The sequence below is a fragment of the Peribacillus sp. GL_122 genome, from assembly GCF_057835005.1.
Map to the genome: position 1 here is coordinate 5162501 of NZ_CM174415.1, position 18425 is coordinate 5180925.

The window sequence follows — 18425 nt, forward strand, 5'->3', positions numbered from 1 at the left end:
ACGCGGCGTTGCTCCGTCAGACTTTCGTCCATTGCGGAAGATTCCCTACTGCTGCCTCCCGTAGGAGTCTGGGCCGTGTCTCAGTCCCAGTGTGGCCGATCACCCTCTCAGGTCGGCTACGCATCGTCGCCTTGGTGAGCCATTACCTCACCAACTAGCTAATGCGCCGCGGGCCCATCTATAAGTGACAGCGTAAACCGTCTTTCCATCTTCTCTCATGCGAGAAAAGAACGTATCCGGTATTAGCTCCGGTTTCCCGAAGTTATCCCAGTCTTATAGGCAGGTTGCCCACGTGTTACTCACCCGTCCGCCGCTAATCTCAGGGAGCAAGCTCCCATCGATTCGCTCGACTTGCATGTATTAGGCACGCCGCCAGCGTTCGTCCTGAGCCAGGATCAAACTCTCCGAAGAAATGTTTGACTTGCTCATTTGCTTTTTTGATAGTGTGTGCTCACTTAAAATTTAACGTTGGCGCTTTGTTTTGTTCAGTTTTCAAAGAGCAATTTGTTGTCGTTTCTCTCAGAAGCGACCTCTATAATGTAACACATTCTGTCACGTTTCGTCAACAACTTTTTTAAAATGTTTTTTCCAACTTGTTAGTTGTTTAAGTTGTTGTCTTAGCGACAAGAAATAATATACCATGTACTAAAAATGTTTGCAATACGTTTTTTAAAACTTTTTCAAAAAAAACATTTTCACCTATTCCCTTCTATATATTCTTTACATCACCATCACACCGTTTCCAAGCCAAGCTCATGTATTATGAATAAACGAAGCATATTTCCAAAGAAACACAAATAGACATATATAGATATCTTTTTTCCATGAGGTGAAGCAATGAATCTCACATTAATCGGATTACTCATTTCTTACTGTATGGCCCTTTACTTATTCAGTACCGCTTTTTATGAAGCCATCAAGTTCAGCAGAGAAAAAGGCAAGGTGAATGGTACGACGTTTTTATTCAGCTTTACTTTTGCTTTGATTTTTACACGGATCACCTATTTGTTTCTCCCCTATTAAATAAAAGCAGTAAGTCGGGAGACTTACTGCTTTTATACGGGAACTTGCGCTTCTTTATTTACCTTGCTTTTCTTTTCATCCTTTAAGAACAACATCAAACCACCCAATATGATGGTACCTCCAAGGACCTGCGTCCAGAGTATCGGTTCATCTAATATGAAGTAAGCCAGAATTGTCGCTCCCACCGGTTCAAGTAAAATTCCCATCGAAAGCGTCGAAGTGCTTAACCACTTTAGTGACCAATTGAATAAAGAATGCCCTAATAAAGTCGGGAAAATGGCAAGCAAAACGAAATTGATCCAATCGGAAGCAGGATAAGGCGCCAATGCCTCTCCTTTGAAGATCACATATAAAAACAATGCGACAGCGCTGATTGCATACACGACAAAAGTATATGTTATAGAAGAGATGCGTTTGCGAACATTTTGACCAAACAGTAAATAACCGGTTACCAGCGCACATGCGATAAGCGAAAGAATATCTCCCCAAAGCGCCATACCGCTGATTCTCAAATCACCCCAGCTAATGACAAGGCTGCCTGCTATCGCAATGACGCCGCTCAATATCGCCTTCATTGAAAACCTTTCTTTAAAAAACAAGTAGGCTCCGGCAAAAGCGAATAAAGGCTGGAGGGTGACAAGCACAGTTGAACTCGCGACCGATGTGTAATTAAGCGATTCAAACCATAAAATAAAATGGAAAGCCAAAAACACTCCTGCCGCAATCGAATACAGCCAATCCTTTTTTTTAATGAATTTAAGTTCATGACGGTATTTCACCAAGAAAACCGGCAACATAAGAAGAACAGTAAATAATAAACGGTAAAAGGCGATAACACCCGATGGAGCGGTAGCCAATTTAACAAGGATGGCCGAAAACGATACGGATGCCACACCGATCGCTAACGCTACATAAGGATTCAATTTTGGCATTTGACTTAAATTCCTCCTTTCAACGGAATTACGTTTCATTGAACTCTATTCTACTATGTTAAAATTATTAGGGTAGTCTTTTTTAGAAAACAGACGATCTTATTATTCGATAATAATTCGGAAGTGGTGAAACAAAATGGAATGGACATTCGACCCTCAATCGGAACTGCAAATCCTTATCAAATTGGGGATATCAGCTCTCCTTGGACTAATTATCGGACTAGAGCGAGAAATGAAACGAAAACCCGTTGGATTAAAAACAAGCCTGGTCATTTCAATCGTCAGCTGTTTATTAACGATCGTTTCCATGGAATCCGCTTATAAGTTCCCGGGGAGCAACGACGTAAATATCACAATGGACCCCTTGCGTCTAGCGGCTCAGATCGTTTCCGGTGTCGGCTTTATCGGTGCAGGCGTCATTCTCCGGAGGGACAACAACAGCATATCCGGATTAACGACAGCCGCCATCATCTGGGGAGCGGCGGGAATCGGAATCGCCGTTGGAGCAGGATTTTTTCTCGAAGCAATAGCCGGCGTCATCCTATTGATCATTAGTGTCGAATTGGTGCCCGCAATCGTCACCTGGCTCGGACCGAAGAGGTTACGGCAAAAAGAAATCTTTCTGCAGCTGGTCGTACAAAATAAAGATGACATTGCCATTGTACTGAAAAAAATCAAAGACGAAAAAATATTCATCAAAAACCTTAGAATCAAAGATGTGGCAAATGACAACCACCTTTTGACACTTAAAGTTCTGGTCGATCATAAAGTCAGAACATCGGAAGTGTATTACACCGTCTCCAATCTCAAGGAGATTAAAAGGGTAGAGATCGAAAATACATGATAAAAAAACCATTTGACTACCCTCAAACAGTTCACTAGATAAAAGGGGTTCGGAATTAAACATTCCGAACCCCTTTTAATTTCCCACAATATTAAGAGATCGTGCCTCAACGAGTCCACTATGTTAGACCACTTTTGACCCTTGGCAAATTCCAATTGGGCATCCTCTTAAATTAATGGCTAAGTCTTGCCTGCATAAACCAATCGAAACTTCCGCAATCCTCAGGTTTTATCTCTAACATCCAAATCCAACACCATGCATATATGGACAGGTCAGTGAGAAAGTCTAGTGTTAGTTACTTCACTGTGGCCTGATCCATTATTTATTTTAGGGGTCCACTACATACATATATTTTAAATTCGCAAAATATTCAAACCGATATCCTTTTCTATACGTTTATATATAGTGAAAGGACGAACTCCGGCTTGATTAAACATTTCAAAGGAAGGTGGGCAGGACAACCAGCAAGATATTGACAGGGATTTAAACAATTATCAAGAAAATAATTTTTTCGAGGTGAGTAATGTTTAAAAAAATGAAGTTAATAAGTATATGGATTATCACCTTACTATTTGTGGTTTTTATACCAAATGTAATTGGTGCTTCTTCTGCTAAAGGTGAAAGCCCGGTGTTAGGGACAGGCTTTGACACCCACATCACCAACAATTCCCTTGCCGTAAGTCCTGATGAGCAACTAGCGATTGTCTCAGACAGCCGTGAACACTCCATCCTGGTCTATGATCTCGCCAAAGGCAAGTTGCGCAAAAAGATTGACGGCTTCGGTTCACCGAGAAACATCGTTTTTATTGATGGTGGTTCAGAGTTTGTCGTCTCAGACAGTACGCTCGGTACACTTCGGTTTTACAGCATTAAAAATTTCACCTTGAAAGATGAAGTTGTCGTTGGTCCAGGTGCATTCGGGACTGCTGTGAGTCCGGATGGAAAGACAATGTATGTGAACAATCAAGCACACAATTCCGTCACGGTCGTCGATTTGGAAAAACGAAAACCCATTGACGTCATTACAGGTTTCGCCCAACCAAGGCAAGGCATTAAAGTCTCTTCAGACGGAAAATATATCTTTGTCACGAACTTTCAAGGAGATAAAGTGTCCATCGTTGATGCCACCACAAAAAAAATCATTCGTGAAATATCAGGGTTCTCCAGTATTCGCGGAATCTCGATTACCGCTGATGGAGGAACATTATATGCCGCGAACAGCGGACGCAACAGCGTTTCCGCAGTTGATACACTAGACGGTAATATAAAGGGTGAAATCAAAGTGGGACGTGAGCCATATGGCGCGGCTCTATCGCCTGATGATAAACTCCTCTTCGCAAGCAACAAAGCTGATAATACGATTGACGTGATCAATGTCGCTGATCACCGCGTAGTTAAAACAATTGGGGGTTTCAATGAACCAAGGCAAGCAATTGTCTTTAGCCATGACGGGGATCAGGCTTATGTATTGAATCGGGATCTCTCCATTGCACGTGTTGACGCTAAAACATATGCCATCACGGATATAATTCAGGATAAGCAAAAAAAATATAAGCTTAAAACACTAGAATCTGACGAAGTAGGAAAGTATGGGGCAGATCAAAACGGAATGACACTTTATCACTTCACAAAAGATGATTCTAATGTCAGTAATTGCAAGGGCCAATGTCTTGAAATTTGGCCGCCATTCCATGCAGATAACATCATCTCGAATAAAGGATTCGACAAAAAAGACTTTAAAACAATCATAAGAGATGACGGACAAAAACAAACAACATATAAAGGGCATCCACTTTATTACTATGTGAAAGATAAACAGGCAGGTGATATAAATGGGCAAGGCGTCAATAATGTCTGGTATGTATTGAAAAAAAAGATTTTTGAGGAATAAGCGCAAGAACAAGGAATCAGGAACGCAGAAAAGTGGCCCAAAAAATTGTATAAATTAGAAAATAGAACACATAAACGCCCTTGATATTTTTGATCTGATGAAAAAATAAACTCAGAGATGGATTAACAAGATCAAATTCAATTATTATTTAGTGGTAATGATTTTTTGCCTTTAATGATAGCTGGCTGCATCTCTAATGTTGAAAAAGCCAATGAAAAGAACCACCCTCCTACTTTCGATTTCATTGGTGTAATGAATACATTTTGCGGCAGGTCTCTATCGTATAAACAAAAAAACTGTAGGTTAACTCGATTCATCAAGTCTATAGTCTGATCCGTTTGACTGCCCTCAAACGGTTTTTTTATCATTTTTACAAAAATCTCATATTTAATATTGACTTTTCACCAAAATCCGATAAAATAATTATTGTACCTCAATTCGGGGCATTAGCTCAGCTGGGAGAGCGCTACGCTGGCAGCGTAGAGGTCAGCGGTTCGATCCCGCTATGCTCCATACTTTATACGAAATCAACGTCACGACAACGTTCGTGGCGTTTTTCGTTTTCGTTGACTTGTTTCGTTGACTTGAATGAATTACAGCTATACCAACAAACCGATAACACGTCTTTTCTTTACGATAAATAATCGTATAGAAGAAACTAATCAATCGAAAGGAGAATCGGATAATCACGGAGTATTTGTACGACCGACTACCTGTTCAAGGAATCGAAGCACATATCCGACTAATGAATGAAGGGGAAGCCGCCAACCTTGAACCGTTTGGTTTCGACACGGGTACGCCGATTGACCGAATTGATCAATACAATGCCTTAATGGTATTGTCGAAATTAGATTTCCCGCTGGAAGAATCGCTTGATCCGAAAAGCCAAGCAACGAAGTATCTGGATTCAACGTCGAAACCATTATCGAAAAGTTAGTCGCATATAAGGATGAAAGAATCAATTCATGACGGTTTGGCCCGTTTTTTATTTTTTGAATATTCCTTAAAATATGAATCTATTTATATTACGGTTAAAAAAGGAAATTACATAGGGGCGATTTGCATGAAAGGGAAAAAAATTCTCGGTTGGATAATAGGGATTGCAATTGTTGTCGGATTGGGTACTTGGGGAACTTTCGCAGTATTAGAAAACGTCAATGATTATAAAGCGATCGAAAAGAAACATGAAACAGCGGCAGCGGACGAAGGGGACATCCCCCAAGACGTTGACCAAGAAGTCGTGAACACACCGATTGCAATGGACGTTGTAACATTGGCGGACGGCGGGGACGGTCACACGTTCATTGCGGATACTCATTCATTCTTGAACGATACGCTTGGTTATGGTGGCGTTAATTCGGCGGAATATAGGTCACAACGAGCGAATGCCGAAGACGTGCTTCAAGCGTTGAAGGGTGCAAAAGTGAAGAACAAAGAAATAACGGCGGACTTCAAGAAAATCGAAGAATATGCGAACGTCGTATTCAAAGAAGATAATCGTGACGCAATGGTTCAACTTCACCGATTGTTTCACGATTTGGATATCTACTTCAACGGATATGATTATGACCAAACTTGGGGTGTAACTGATTTCGAGGGCGAATAATTGGGTCATTGGTCATTTCGTTGCAAATAAATCGGAGATAGAAGCACCATACTATTGCGGCTAACAGTTCCTAACGATATAAATAGACGTGTGACTTTCGAAAGACTTGACGCTTAATTTCGTAATAGATGATAACTGGCAGCGTAGAGGTCAGCGGTTCGATCCCGCTATGCTCCATATCCGAAAACCCTTGCGTAGCAAGGGTTTTTTTCTTTGGCTTACAAGAAAATAAACGAGCGGATAAAGCCACTTCTTCTTGCATGTTTGGAAATACATCGCGACGGAGTTAATGAATCCTTTTATTAACAAAATGCACCTACCTCCTTTACGGAAGCAGGCGCATTCAAATTCAATAAAAAAAGCTTCGAAATAGCGTGGAGTGTTAACCATTGCAATGATTAACTAACTAACAATCTTTCAGGACAATCTATGAAAAAAAGATGCGATAAGCTGTCCTAGTCTTCGAATTCCCTCATTTATTTCTTTCTCATTGGCATAACTGAACGAGAGCCGGAGAAACTCGGTTCCATCGTTTTGATCCAAGAAAAAGTATTTCCCTGGAACATATGAAACACCCTCAGCTAGTGCCTGTGATAATAGATGCGAAGTATCAACACCTGGAACTCTCAACCATACAAAGTAACCACCATCTGGTACATACCAGGAAACAGATTCTGGAAGAAATTGTTCCATCGCACGGATTAACGCAGTACATTTTGAACGATACACATCTTTTAGAAGGTCGAGCCGTTTTTCAAAATCGGTATTTTCTAAGTATACAGCCATTGTACTTTGAGCAAATGGATGGTCTAAATCTTTTTTAAACCACTCTAAAGCCTTAATGAATTCACTTTCTCCTGCTATCCATCCAATCCGCATTCCTGGAGCAACAACCTTGGATAATGACCCAACTTGGAGGACTCGTCCGCATTTATCCAAAGATTTTATTGGCACCGGATTTTTATCGAAGGATAATTCTCCGTATGCATCATCCTCTATTATGAGGAAATCAAACTCGATGGAAAGCTCCAATAAATGCTTCCGGCGCTCAATTGTCATAGTCGTCCCAGTTGGATTTTGAAAGGTTGGGATTGTATATAGAAAACGCGGGAGGGTTAGACCTGTACGTTTCCTTTCATCCAGCATTTCTTTTAATCGGTACGTTTGGAGTCCTTGTTCATCTATAGGTATACTAATAATCTGCTTCGTATAGTTTTGAAAAATCTCTAAAGCCTCCATATAGGTGGGAGACTCTACCGCTACGACCGCTTTATCATCAAGAAAGACGCGGGCAATAAGATCAATCCCCTGGCAAGCTCCTGATGTAATCAAAAGCTGATCTTCCAAAATGCAAATTCCACGCTCTCCCAATCTATTCTGGATTTGATGCTTTAGTCTTGCAATTCTCGGACTTCCGATATAATGGAGCGGCAAATCCTGCTCCTCATCAAGAAGTCTGGCTACAGCTGCCTTGAGCTCCTCAGCAGGAACAAGAGCAGGATCAGGATAGCCTGAACTCAAGCGAATGCAACCATCTGGCAAATCTGGCATCCATGCACCGGGCGGATCATTCTTAAGTGCCGATTTAATGTTTTCAGAAAAAAAAGATTCAACATTCACTTCAACCATACACCACCTTTCCGTCAATCAAACCTGATTGATACTCGCGATTTTTGAAGATAGCTGCTTATTTCATGATACACGAAGATAGCCATCAATCTTTTGTAAAAAAACTGAAATTAATTTTAAACTTTCTTCTGATGAGAGACAACAATGCCTCTTTATATTTTTGAAATGCCGGAGTCTCTTTTACACAGACTCTCTTGGCCGGTCCAATAGAATAGGAGCTTTTTTCTTTAAACTTTATGTGTATAGATGAGGACATTTTTTGTCTATCAGTACCTGTAAAGCTGATAAAAGAACCTAAAAAATAAAGAAAGGCAGATCGTCCGCCTTTCTTCACTTTTTATGCAACTCATTCCATTTCTTAACCAAACGCTTCGGTGCCGCACGTAAATAGGCTTCTTTAATTAGATAGGTCAATTCATCCCAGTCTTCCCTATCCGGATTTTGAATAGAAACCCAACCGTGATGACCTATATATGGGGTTTTGAAAAAATTCTCTTTCTGTAGCAATAATTCTTGAGTTTCTCGATCTGACTTGAACGACAAGCTGAATCCTTTCTCGCTTTCACCTGAAATCACGAAGGATTTTCCATTGATTTTAAAAGTATTGTGACCGAAACCATCAATATATTCAGCAGCTTCGGGCAATGCAAGACAGATATTGCGTAGACTTTCAAGCATGCCTGCCGTGTCTTGTAATTTCATGTTTTAATTCACCTATTATCAAATCTATTTTGCATTCACATCGGGTTGATGAATTCCGAATAAATTGCCTTCGGTATCAATATAGTATCCTTGCCACGCCATACCAGGCAGGGCATATTTAGGCATTGCGACATTGCCGCCATTCTCAATAATTTTAGCTTCCGTTAAATCGTAATTTTCCACACCCATTGTACAAGCAAATGCATTTAAAGCTTGGTTTGTTTCCGGCGGAGCACTTTGACGCTGCATCAAAGCACCATTGATCCCAGGTTCATTCTCATCGCCAGTTACCGCTCCAAAGTAAGGCATACCTGCATACTCACTCCAATCTTGAAATGACCATCCAAATACCTCACCATAAAACTTCTTTGCCCGTTCCATGTCATTCACATGAATTTCGAAATGAACTAATCTTCCCATGATTCCCTCCTAAGTAACATATGAATTAACCATTTACTTACCTTATCCAGTCTGTGTTCGCTTACAAATACCCTTTTATTATTATAATGTAAATGGAAATAAATTCAAAGAACTTAGAGCTTCATCATACAATCTGTCATAACTTTTCCACAAGAACCGCTTTTCAAATATCGTTTGTTCCGACCAACCGTTTGTATTACCAAATATTTGCGAAACTATGCGTATATTTTTGTGATAGTTTGACTAGACTGCTAGTAAATAATTCTAGGAGGTAATCAAAATGTTTAGATTCGGGAAGAGAAAGCTGCGGAGCAAGGTCGGTAAATTAATCGATAAGCACGGATATACTCAAGAGGAGTTTGTAAGTGCATCAGGAATCTCACGTAATACGATTAGCAGAGTTTGCAGCGATCCTAAGTATGTACCGTCAGCCGGGGTTTTAAAGAAAATCATGAAGGCGGTTCGAAGCATAGATGCTGGCGCAAAGGCAGATGACTACTTTGATTTGTAAACAAAAAGGGCCCTAGCGTAATGGCCGGGGCTAAATGTATTTGTTCAATTCTTGTTCATGCCCTCCTTATCCATGCACCCATAATCCAAGCGCCCCCCACTTTGAAGTCACCTAAAAAGAAATCATTGCCTGATACTGCGTGTCCATCTTCCCCCAACTTTTCAAAGTTCACTTATGTCCGTAGAGTTTCCGTGGAAGAAATTATTAGGTAAAAAAGATTTAAATGAGATTCAACAACATCCCCCGAATTTGAAAATTAAAATTCCCCATTTCCATTAGGAGCAGGGGTTTTCAGTTTTTCAATAAATAGGGTTCGGAATGGTCCCGAATCCTTTGCACGCTTTTACCGAGGAATTATTACCATGATTTCTTCGGTTATATTTTTTATTTTTTTTCTTCCGAATTTGTCTACAGTCTGAAAACCCCCACTTCCATTAGGAGCGGGGGTTTTTAGATGATATGTATATCTTGCGGTTCTTTTGTCCCTTTTAAACAAGCCCTGCAGCGATTTCTTTAAACAACGGCTTGTTATCGATTAGGGACAAAAGGTTATGTATTCCGCTTAAGCTATTTTCGACTAACCATTTTCTTTATGAACTGAACCACAGGTGACACGATCGATTCATGTACATTCGTAAGGGCATAACCGATCAGACCCATTATTACCAGGGCCAAGATTAATCCTATTATCAATCCTGATGTTTCTCTAAGTTCTTCAAGTACAGCATCCATCATTCCTTATCCTCCCCGGCTTGCCGATGCGACTTAATTTTACGGTTTTACATTCATTTTATTTCTGACATTTATCGTTTTTTCTTGGCCTTTGTCCCATTCTGTTAAATAAGGTTCATTATAACGCATTGGATGATTATGGTCGAGGTTCCACTTTTAAACGTATTTATTGATGTCATTCACATCATTGCTTACTAATAAAGGCTCTACCTCTAGCGTTTCTCTTTAAGTTAAAATATAAACCTTCGTTTCATCCGAACAAACAAGAAACAATGTAAACCTTTTCATTTGTCCAAAACCGACAAACAAATGACAGAATTATTGTTTTTTTAGAACATTGAGAATTTTGTCGAAAAACCGTAAGCTTAATTTATTGAAATACATCTTCTTAGGGGGTGCGCTTTATATGGAAGCCATTACAAGGGACTTTTTCTTATTTTTATCTAAAAATAATCTGCTTAATAATATTGCTAAAAAAAGCGGAGGAAATTTCGCTGCTGGAAAGATCATTGGGGGAACTGATTTCCAAAGTTCCATTAAATTCATTAAACAACTTAACAATAGCGGCTTGTCTGTTACAGTAGACCATCTTGGGGAATTCGTTGATTCTAAGGAAGTGACTCAGGAACGGACGGCAGAATGCATCGAAACCATCGAAATGATCAGCAGGGAAAAACTTGATTCACAGGTTTCTCTGAAGATGACTTCTCTGGGACTTGATATCGATCATAAACTCGTGATTGAGAATATGACGAAAATTCTTGATACAGCCGAAAAACATAAAGTCATGGTCACGATCGATATGGAAGATGAAGTTCGCTGTCAGGCAACTATCGATATCTTTAGACAGTTCAAAGAAAAATACAGCTGCATAAGTACTGTTCTACAAGCATATTTATTCCGCACAGAGAAAGATTTGGAGGACCTTGGCCAATATAAGCCATTCCTGCGTCTCGTAAAGGGTGCCTACAAGGAATCTGCCGAGGTGGCTTTTCCCGAAAAGAATGATGTAGACGAAAACTATAAAAAGTTGATTAAGCAAAGTCTTCTTAACGGAAATTATACGGCCATTGCCTCACATGATGACAAAATCATCGAATATACAAAAGAGCTGGCTAAGAAGTTCGACATCCCGAATACACAATTCGAATTTCAAATGCTTTATGGCATGAGAAACAAAACTCAATACGAATTGGTCAAGCAAGGTTACAAAATGCGCGTCTATGTACCATATGGTCTGGATTGGTATGGATACTTCATGAGAAGGCTTGCAGAAAGGCCATCCAATATTGCCTTTGCCTTCAAAGGGATGGTCAGAAGCTAAATATACATTCAACATTACTAATGCTACAAAAATTCTATTAAAAGGTGTGATTTTCAATGATTTCATATAAACACGAACCATTTGTTGATTTTACAAACGAGGAAAATAAAAAAGCATATCAGGAAGCACTTCAAACTGTTGAAGGCTACTTAGGGCAAGACTACCCTCTTTATATCGGGGCAGAGAAAGTGACGACTGATGAGAAAATCGTTTCATATAATCCTGCAGATAAGCAAGAGGTCATCGGCCGAGTATCGAAAGCGAACAGAGATCTTGCTGAAAAAGCCATGCAGGAAGCTGTAACCGCTTTTGAAAGCTGGAAAAAAGTGAAGCCGGAAATCCGTGCTGACGTTTTGTTCAAAGCGGCTGCCATCATTCGCAGACGCAAGCATGAGTTCTCTGCGTTATTGACGAAAGAAGCGGGAAAACCTTGGAATGAGGCTGATGCGGATACAGCGGAAGCGATCGATTTCCTTGAATTCTATGCCCGTCAAATGCTGACGCTTAAAGATGGTGTGCCTGTTCAAAGCCGTCCGGGTGAATTTAACCGCTATGATTACATTCCATTAGGGGTAGGCATCATCATTTCTCCTTGGAACTTCCCATTTGCGATCATGGCAGGTACAGCTGTTGCCGCTATCGTTACTGGTAACACAATCCTGTTGAAACCAGCTTCGACTACTCCTATCGTTGCTGCGAAATTCGTTGAAGTGATGCTTGAAGCCGGCCTTCCAGCAGGTGTATTGAATTTCGTTCCAGGAAGCGGAGCCGAGGTGGGCGACTACCTGGTTGATCATCCTAAAACACGTTTCATTTCCTTCACAGGTTCACGTGATGTAGGTCTGCGCATTTACAAACGTGCTTCTGAAGTGAACGAAGGCCAAATTTGGCTGAAGCGTGTCATTGCCGAAATGGGCGGAAAAGATACGATCGTCGTCGACAAAGAGGCAGATCTTGAATTGGCCGCTCAATCGATCGTGAAATCTGCATTTGGCTTCTCGGGACAAAAATGTTCTGCTTGCTCCCGTGCTGTCATCGTGGAAGACGTATACGATCAAGTATTAGATCGCGCTGTTGAATTAACAAAACAACTAACAGTTGGTAATCCTGTAGAAAATCATTTCATGGGACCAGTTATCGATCAAGCTGCTTTTGACAAAATCATGAGCTATATTGAAATCGGGAACCAAGAAGGACGCATTCTGACTGGAGGAGAAGGAGATAGCTCTAAAGGCTACTTCGTTCAGCCGACAATCGTTGCTGATGTCGATCCGCAAGCCCGCTTGATGCAAGAAGAAATCTTCGGACCAGTTGTTGCCTTCACAAAAGCGAAGGACTTTAACGAAGCTCTTGAGATTGCCAATAACACTGAATATGGTTTGACTGGGGCTGTCATTACGACAAATCGCCTTAACATGGAAAAAGCACGCGAAGAATTCCATGTAGGGAACTTGTATTTCAACCGCGGCTGTACTGGCGCAATCGTAGGTTATCAGCCATTCGGCGGGTTCAACATGTCTGGAACTGATTCCAAGGCAGGCGGACCGGACTACTTGCAGCTTCATATGCAAGCCAAAACAACATCCGAAACATTCTGATAATGTTCGATTAAGCAATTTGAAGATGATTTGAAACACACTATGGTTATGTATCTCCCATCATGGATACGGAAACCAAAATGAGGTTAAATGGAGGAAGTGACAACTAGGTTGCTTCCTCTTTTAAAACAAAAAATTACTTATTTCAACCTGAAGGGAGTCTTTTATGGATTACGCATTAATAATTTCGATCAGCATTTACATGGCTGGCATGCTTTTAATCGGTTACTTCGCTTACAAAAGGACTTCCAATTTAAATGATTATATGCTGGGCGACCGGGGTCTTGGACCTGCTGTCACTGCATTAAGCGCCGGTGCCGCGGATATGAGCGGCTGGCTTTTAATGGGTATGCCTGGTGCCATGTTCGCAACAGGACTAAGTTCCATCTGGATTGTAATCGGTCTCACGTTAGGAGCCTATGCGAACTGGCTGTATGTTGCACCAAGATTGAGAACTTATACGGAAGTCGCCAATAACTCCATTACGATCCCCGCTTTCCTGGAAAATCGCTTTGGCGAGGGCTCACGGATCTTAAGGCTCATTTCGGCATTGGTTATCCTGATATTCTTCACCTTTTACGTTTCTTCCGGAATGGTATCCGGCGGAGTCTTATTCCAAAGTACATTTGGCCTTGATTACCACTCAGGTCTATGGATCTTGACAGGTGTCGTCGTCGCCTATACTTTATTCGGCGGATTCCTGGCAGTAAGCTGGACAGACTTTGTTCAAGGAATCATCATGGTCGTCGCCTTGGTTCTTGTACCGATTGTCACCCTTTTCCATGTTGGCGGTTTCGGTCCTTCGATCGACACGCCACGTTCCATTGATCCAGCTCTATTGAACATTTTCACAGGAACGAGCTTTTTAGGCATCATCTCATTGTTTGCATGGGGACTGGGTTACTTCGGACAGCCTCATATCATTGTCCGCTTTATGGCGATCAGTTCTGTTAAGGAAATCAAGAAAGCCCGTAATATCGGGATGGGCTGGATGATTTTCTCCAGTGTCGGTGCGATGTTGACAGGATTCATCGGAATCACGTATTATTCCCAGAACAACCTGAAGTTAGCTGATCCTGAAACGATTTTCATAGAGTTAGGGGAAATACTATTCCACCCATTCATTACTGGTTTCTTGATTTCAGCAATACTGGCAGCCGTCATGAGCACGATTTCTTCGCAGCTTTTGGTTACAGCCAGCTCTTTAACGGAGGATATATACAAAACCTTCTTCCGTCGTTCCGCTTCAGATAAAGAACTTGTTTTCCTCGGCAGGCTTTCTGTACTGATCATTTCAATCATCGCTCTCATTCTCTCTTGGGAGAAAAATGACACGATACTTGGACTTGTCGGGTATGCTTGGGCTGGATTCGGTTCTTCATTCGGTCCATTGGTCTTACTAAGCCTCTGCTGGAAACGGATGACAAGATGGGGAGCATTAGCAGGGATGGTCGTTGGTGCCGCTACTGTAATCTTCTGGTCCATGGCCGGATTATCCGATACACTTTATGAAATGATTCCTGGTTTTGGCGCAAGCTTGATTGCCATCGTCCTGGTCAGTCTTCTAACAGCGAAACCATCAAAAGAAGTAGAAGATCAATTCGAAGAATTCGAAAGAACATTAAAACAATAATAAATCCCCTTAAAAGGAACGGTATTTTTACATATACCGTTCCTTCTTTGTTCTTGCCCCTATACACATCATAACTTTAAAAGTATTATTATACTAAGTTGTCATACACTTCAAAAATCTACAGGGGGCCATATATGTCATTAGAAAAAATCCTGACTCTCACAAACATCAACGATATAACGGATATGGTCAGCACTTATTTAAAAAAACCAGTCGTCATCGAAAATGATCAATTTTTATTGCTGGCATATAGTTCATATTATATCGAACACTTCGACCAAGCCAATCGGCAAACCATCTTCACAAAGCATTGGCCGATTCCAATTCTGGAAAAATTCATGGATGAGGGCATTGTCGAACAGCTTAAAACCGTGGAACATCCATTCAGGGTGAAACAAATCGAGGAAATCGGATTAAATCAAAGAGTCGTTGTGAGCGCCGTTCACAAAGGACAGGTCTTCGGATTCATTTGGGTCCAAGAAACGGAAATGATGACTGATTCCGATTTGGAATTTTTACATGAAGTTTCCCATCATATCGGCAAGCTCCTTTATCAGAAAAAACAGATAAACATGAAAAAAGATGAAGAAAAAAATGAGTTTTATCAAAAGGTCATTGACGAAGTCTATCAAACGGAAAATCAAATAAAATGGGAAGCCGCCAATATGAGTCTTCTCATTCCGGAAACTTTCCTTGTCAATGTCTTTACCATCGCTCAATCCGATGCGGAACATTTCGATGAATTATCGGATACAGTCAGTCTATTCGCCAATGCATTGAATCATTTTACACATGTATTCACAAACCAATTGAAGATCATCGTCTTGATTGGCAGTAACGGAAAAGGGAAAGACCTGCTTACCGATAGCGCCAATGATTTAACGAACACCGTTCTTTCCCAATTCAATGACAAAAAGGTATTCCCGGGAATCGGAAATGAGTACTCTTCCATTCTTCAATTAAGAAAATCCTATCTCGAAGCCCTGGAAGTGATCAACGCAGCCAAGTTCATCGGTGAACCTGAACAGCTTCCCTTCCAATATAGCAAGCTTGGGATTTTCCGTTACCTCGAAATGATCTCCAACCATCATACTAAAACGAATTATATCAATACGGATTTAGAGATTCTTCAAAAGAAGGACCAGGAAAGCCAAACCAAACTCCTTCAAACACTGGAAATATATCTGTTTAACAATTGCAGGATTAAACCGACAGCTGAACAGCTATACATTCATACCAACACATTGAAATATAGATTGAATCAAATAACCGATCTCACCTCAATCGATTTTGATGACTTTCATTCAAGAATGCAACTATACATCGATTTACAGCTTATAAAGCAGAGATCTTAAAGAGCGTCCCCGGTTTTTGAGTTCGGGAGATTCAACAAGCTAAGGAGAGAAGAAACGCGGCTAGGTCTGCCGTTTTCCTCTCTCCTTATACATGTTTCTTCTATTATTTTTTTTATAGGGTAACAGTTTCTTTCCTTTGTTACGATTTTACTGGACTCACTTTATGCGTCCCAGTAAGAACGAAATCCATGATTTCCTCTTTCGATAGTTTGCTAAGACCAAGAGTTTCAATAGTCCTTCCACTTTGCGGAGTGCCGCCAGGATGATGAGCGAAAGAAGAAAAGGGCCATGAAAAAAACACCAGCGATTCCGCCGGCGTCATGTTTTTGCATATAGGTCAAGATACTCTAATCGCACCCGATATTTCCTGTTCCAATTGATTGGTCCTCTCCATTTTTGTTGATTCCGTCCATCCAAAATATCCAGCCATATAATCGATCACTCCATGTTTATGCGTTTGGACTAAATCGATATCGAATAATAGCGTCCCCGTCCTGCGGAAGAAGAAATCCACTGGAGTTGCGGCCATTTCATGATCTAGTGCGTATTTTAGCTGTACGAACAATTTCTTTGGAAGGCCACTGCTTGCTCCTCCGTCTCCTTCGCTTTTTGCGATATCGAATATCACAGGTGCGTTGGACCCGTACATGGCCAATATTTCTTCGGAGTCCTTAACTGCAAGCCCTGAGTCAACTCCCATTTGAATATGTTGCTTGATATAATCGGAGAAGTTGCTTGATCCCCCGACATCCCCACCGGAAATCGGCATTCCTTTAGTACTGCTGGCTGGGTAAGTTTTATTGGATTGCTGGGCAAGCTTCCCTGCCAAAAGGTCGACCGTCGTTTTTGCCATTTTGCGATAACCGGTCAATTTCCCTCCCGCAATCGTGATAAGGTCCGAATCGGACTCCCAAATTTCATCTTTCCTTGATATTTCGGAAGGATCTTTCCCTTCTTCAAGAATCAACGGCCTCACTCCAGCCCAGCTTGATTCAATATCATCACCCGTAATGTTCAATTCTGGAAACATATAATGTATCGACTTTAATAAATAGGCACGGTCTTCGGAAGTAACGGTCGGCACTGCAGGATCACCATCATAAAAAGTGTCCGTAGTCCCTACATAAGCTTTACCGGCTCTCGGGATGGCAAAAATCATCCGGCCATCAGGCGTATCAAAATAAAGCGCCTGCTTCAACGGGAATTTCGATTGGTCGATGACCACATGAACACCCTTGGATAACTTCAGCGTTTTCCCTTTTTTCGATTGGTCCTTCTCACGAATGGAATCGACCCATGGACCTGCTGCATTAATAACTTTGTCTGCGTATATTTCATAAGAATCACCTGAAAGTAAATCGGCAACTTGGACGCCGTTCACCTTGCCATTGTCATATAACAATTTTTCCACTTTTGTATAATTTATCGGTGTTGCACCTTTATCGACAGCCGCCTTCATCACTTCAATCGTCAGACGTGCATCATCTGTCCGGTATTCAACATAGTAGCCTCCGCCCTTCAGTCCCTCTTTCTTAACGAGCGGCTCCCGTTTTAGTGTTTCCTCCGCCGAAAGCATTTTCCTGCGTTCAGCTTTTTTAACCCCCGCAAGGAAATCATATACTCGAAGGCCAATGGAGGTACTGAATTTCCCGAAGGTGCCACCTTTGTGCATCGGTAACAGCATCCATTCCGGCGTGGTAACATGCGGTCCATTTTCATAAACGATTTCCCGCTCTTTACCAACCTCGGCAACCATTTTTATTTCAAATTGCTTCAAATACCGCAATCCGCCATGAACAAGTTTTGTCGAGCGGCTTGAAGTACCTGCTGCAAAGTCCTGCATTTCAACCAAAGCCACTTTCATTCCACGGGTCGTTGCATCCAGGGCGATCCCTGCACCGGTAATTCCCCCGCCAATGACAACCACATCATATTTCTCTTTTTTCAGAAGTTCGATCGTTTCTTCGCGATATATATTTGAAAACCTCATGCCTGACTCCTCCTTTAAGTATTGCATTCTATTTTTTTCTTGAATTTTGCACATTTACTCGTGAGTTTGGTCAATATATTCAATTGGTTCATTTGTTCGCATAGTTTATATAGATATTAATATCCCTAATCTGCCATTAAAAACAAAAAAAGAGACCATAAATGACATTATCGAATTAACGATAACGCATTCATGGTCTCTCCTGTTCTCCGGCCGAGTTATTAACTTGATTTCA

16 protein-coding genes, 1 tRNA gene and 1 rRNA gene (1 of these 18 cut by a window edge) are annotated in these 18425 nt (G+C 41.2%); 11 read left to right on the forward strand and 7 right to left on the reverse strand.

Annotated features, from left to right (window positions below; all coding sequences use genetic code 11):
• A 16S ribosomal RNA gene (locus AC3ISB_RS25105) occupies positions 1-411 on the reverse strand (it extends 1140 nt beyond the left edge of the window).
• A gap of 426 nt (positions 412-837) precedes the next feature.
• Between AC3ISB_RS25105 and AC3ISB_RS25110 the strand changes: the two genes are divergently transcribed.
• Complete coding sequence (locus tag AC3ISB_RS25110) at positions 838-1023, forward strand: hypothetical protein (protein WP_489274843.1); 186 nt, start codon at positions 838-840, stop codon at positions 1021-1023.
• Positions 1024-1055: 32 nt separating this feature from the next.
• Here the strand turns inward: AC3ISB_RS25110 and AC3ISB_RS25115 are convergent, their stop codons facing one another.
• Complete coding sequence (locus AC3ISB_RS25115) at positions 1056-1955, reverse strand: DMT family transporter (RefSeq protein ID WP_141992918.1); 900 nt, start codon at positions 1953-1955, stop codon at positions 1056-1058.
• A gap of 136 nt (positions 1956-2091) precedes the next feature.
• On the opposite strand from AC3ISB_RS25115, the gene AC3ISB_RS25120 reads away from it, so the two are divergent.
• The 5 genes from AC3ISB_RS25120 to AC3ISB_RS25140 all read left to right on the forward strand — a co-directional run bounded on the left by AC3ISB_RS25120 (position 2092) and on the right by AC3ISB_RS25140 (position 6296).
• On the forward strand, positions 2092-2799 hold the full coding sequence (locus tag AC3ISB_RS25120) for an MgtC/SapB family protein (RefSeq protein ID WP_141992919.1): 708 nt from the start codon (positions 2092-2094) through the stop codon (positions 2797-2799).
• A gap of 523 nt (positions 2800-3322) precedes the next feature.
• Positions 3323-4690: a beta-propeller fold lactonase family protein gene (locus AC3ISB_RS25125; protein ID WP_489274845.1), complete on the forward strand. Its 1368-nt coding sequence runs from the start codon at positions 3323-3325 to the stop codon at positions 4688-4690.
• Positions 4691-5130: 440 nt separating this feature from the next.
• Positions 5131-5203: transfer RNA gene (locus AC3ISB_RS25130), tRNA-Ala, on the forward strand.
• Positions 5204-5387: 184 nt separating this feature from the next.
• On the forward strand, positions 5388-5627 hold the full coding sequence (locus tag AC3ISB_RS25135) for a hypothetical protein (RefSeq protein ID WP_141992921.1): 240 nt from the start codon (positions 5388-5390) through the stop codon (positions 5625-5627).
• Positions 5628-5753: 126 nt separating this feature from the next.
• Positions 5754-6296 (forward strand): hypothetical protein, encoded by a 543-nt coding sequence (locus AC3ISB_RS25140; RefSeq protein ID WP_141992922.1) that lies wholly within the window; start codon positions 5754-5756, stop codon positions 6294-6296.
• A gap of 417 nt (positions 6297-6713) precedes the next feature.
• Here AC3ISB_RS25140 and AC3ISB_RS25145 read toward each other — a convergent pair whose 3' ends face one another.
• The 3 genes from AC3ISB_RS25145 to AC3ISB_RS25155 form a co-directional block, all read right to left on the reverse strand.
• On the reverse strand, positions 6714-7916 hold the full coding sequence (locus tag AC3ISB_RS25145) for an aminotransferase-like domain-containing protein (protein ID WP_489277025.1): 1203 nt from the start codon (positions 7914-7916) through the stop codon (positions 6714-6716).
• Positions 7917-8255: 339 nt separating this feature from the next.
• Entirely contained in the window at positions 8256-8627 is a 372-nt protein-coding gene (locus AC3ISB_RS25150) for an MmcQ/YjbR family DNA-binding protein (protein ID WP_098372318.1), read from the reverse strand.
• Positions 8628-8651: 24 nt separating this feature from the next.
• Positions 8652-9047, reverse strand: coding sequence for a VOC family protein (locus AC3ISB_RS25155; RefSeq protein WP_144549561.1), 396 nt, complete (start codon positions 9045-9047; stop codon positions 8652-8654).
• A 280-nt stretch (positions 9048-9327) separates the two neighbouring features.
• Here AC3ISB_RS25155 and AC3ISB_RS25160 point away from each other — a divergent pair, with 280 nt between their 5' ends.
• A complete protein-coding gene (locus AC3ISB_RS25160) occupies positions 9328-9558 on the forward strand; it encodes a helix-turn-helix transcriptional regulator (protein WP_141992925.1) in 231 nt (76 codons plus the stop codon).
• A gap of 567 nt (positions 9559-10125) precedes the next feature.
• Here the strand turns inward: AC3ISB_RS25160 and AC3ISB_RS25165 are convergent.
• On the reverse strand, positions 10126-10293 hold the full coding sequence (locus tag AC3ISB_RS25165) for a hypothetical protein (protein ID WP_179891108.1): 168 nt from the start codon (positions 10291-10293) through the stop codon (positions 10126-10128).
• 403 nt (positions 10294-10696) lie between these two features.
• Here AC3ISB_RS25165 and AC3ISB_RS25170 point away from each other — a divergent pair, with 403 nt between their 5' ends.
• The 4 genes from AC3ISB_RS25170 (at position 10697) to AC3ISB_RS25185 (ending at position 16200) form a co-directional block, all read left to right on the forward strand.
• Entirely contained in the window at positions 10697-11614 is a 918-nt protein-coding gene (locus AC3ISB_RS25170; RefSeq protein WP_095394596.1) for a proline dehydrogenase family protein, read from the forward strand.
• Between the two features lie 56 nt (positions 11615-11670).
• Complete coding sequence (pruA, locus tag AC3ISB_RS25175) at positions 11671-13212, forward strand: L-glutamate gamma-semialdehyde dehydrogenase (RefSeq protein ID WP_098372313.1); 1542 nt, start codon at positions 11671-11673, stop codon at positions 13210-13212.
• 166 nt (positions 13213-13378) lie between these two features.
• Positions 13379-14845 (forward strand): sodium/proline symporter PutP, encoded by a 1467-nt coding sequence (gene putP, locus AC3ISB_RS25180; RefSeq protein ID WP_141992927.1) that lies wholly within the window; start codon positions 13379-13381, stop codon positions 14843-14845.
• Positions 14846-14979: 134 nt separating this feature from the next.
• The gene (locus AC3ISB_RS25185; RefSeq protein WP_098372311.1) at positions 14980-16200 is read left to right on the forward strand and encodes a PucR family transcriptional regulator; all 1221 of its coding nucleotides are present in this window, start codon (positions 14980-14982) and stop codon (positions 16198-16200) included.
• A gap of 337 nt (positions 16201-16537) precedes the next feature.
• Here the strand turns inward: AC3ISB_RS25185 and AC3ISB_RS25190 are convergent, their stop codons facing one another.
• A complete protein-coding gene (locus AC3ISB_RS25190; protein ID WP_489274851.1) occupies positions 16538-18190 on the reverse strand; it encodes a glycerol-3-phosphate dehydrogenase/oxidase in 1653 nt (550 codons plus the stop codon).
• Positions 18191-18425 lie beyond the last annotated feature (235 nt).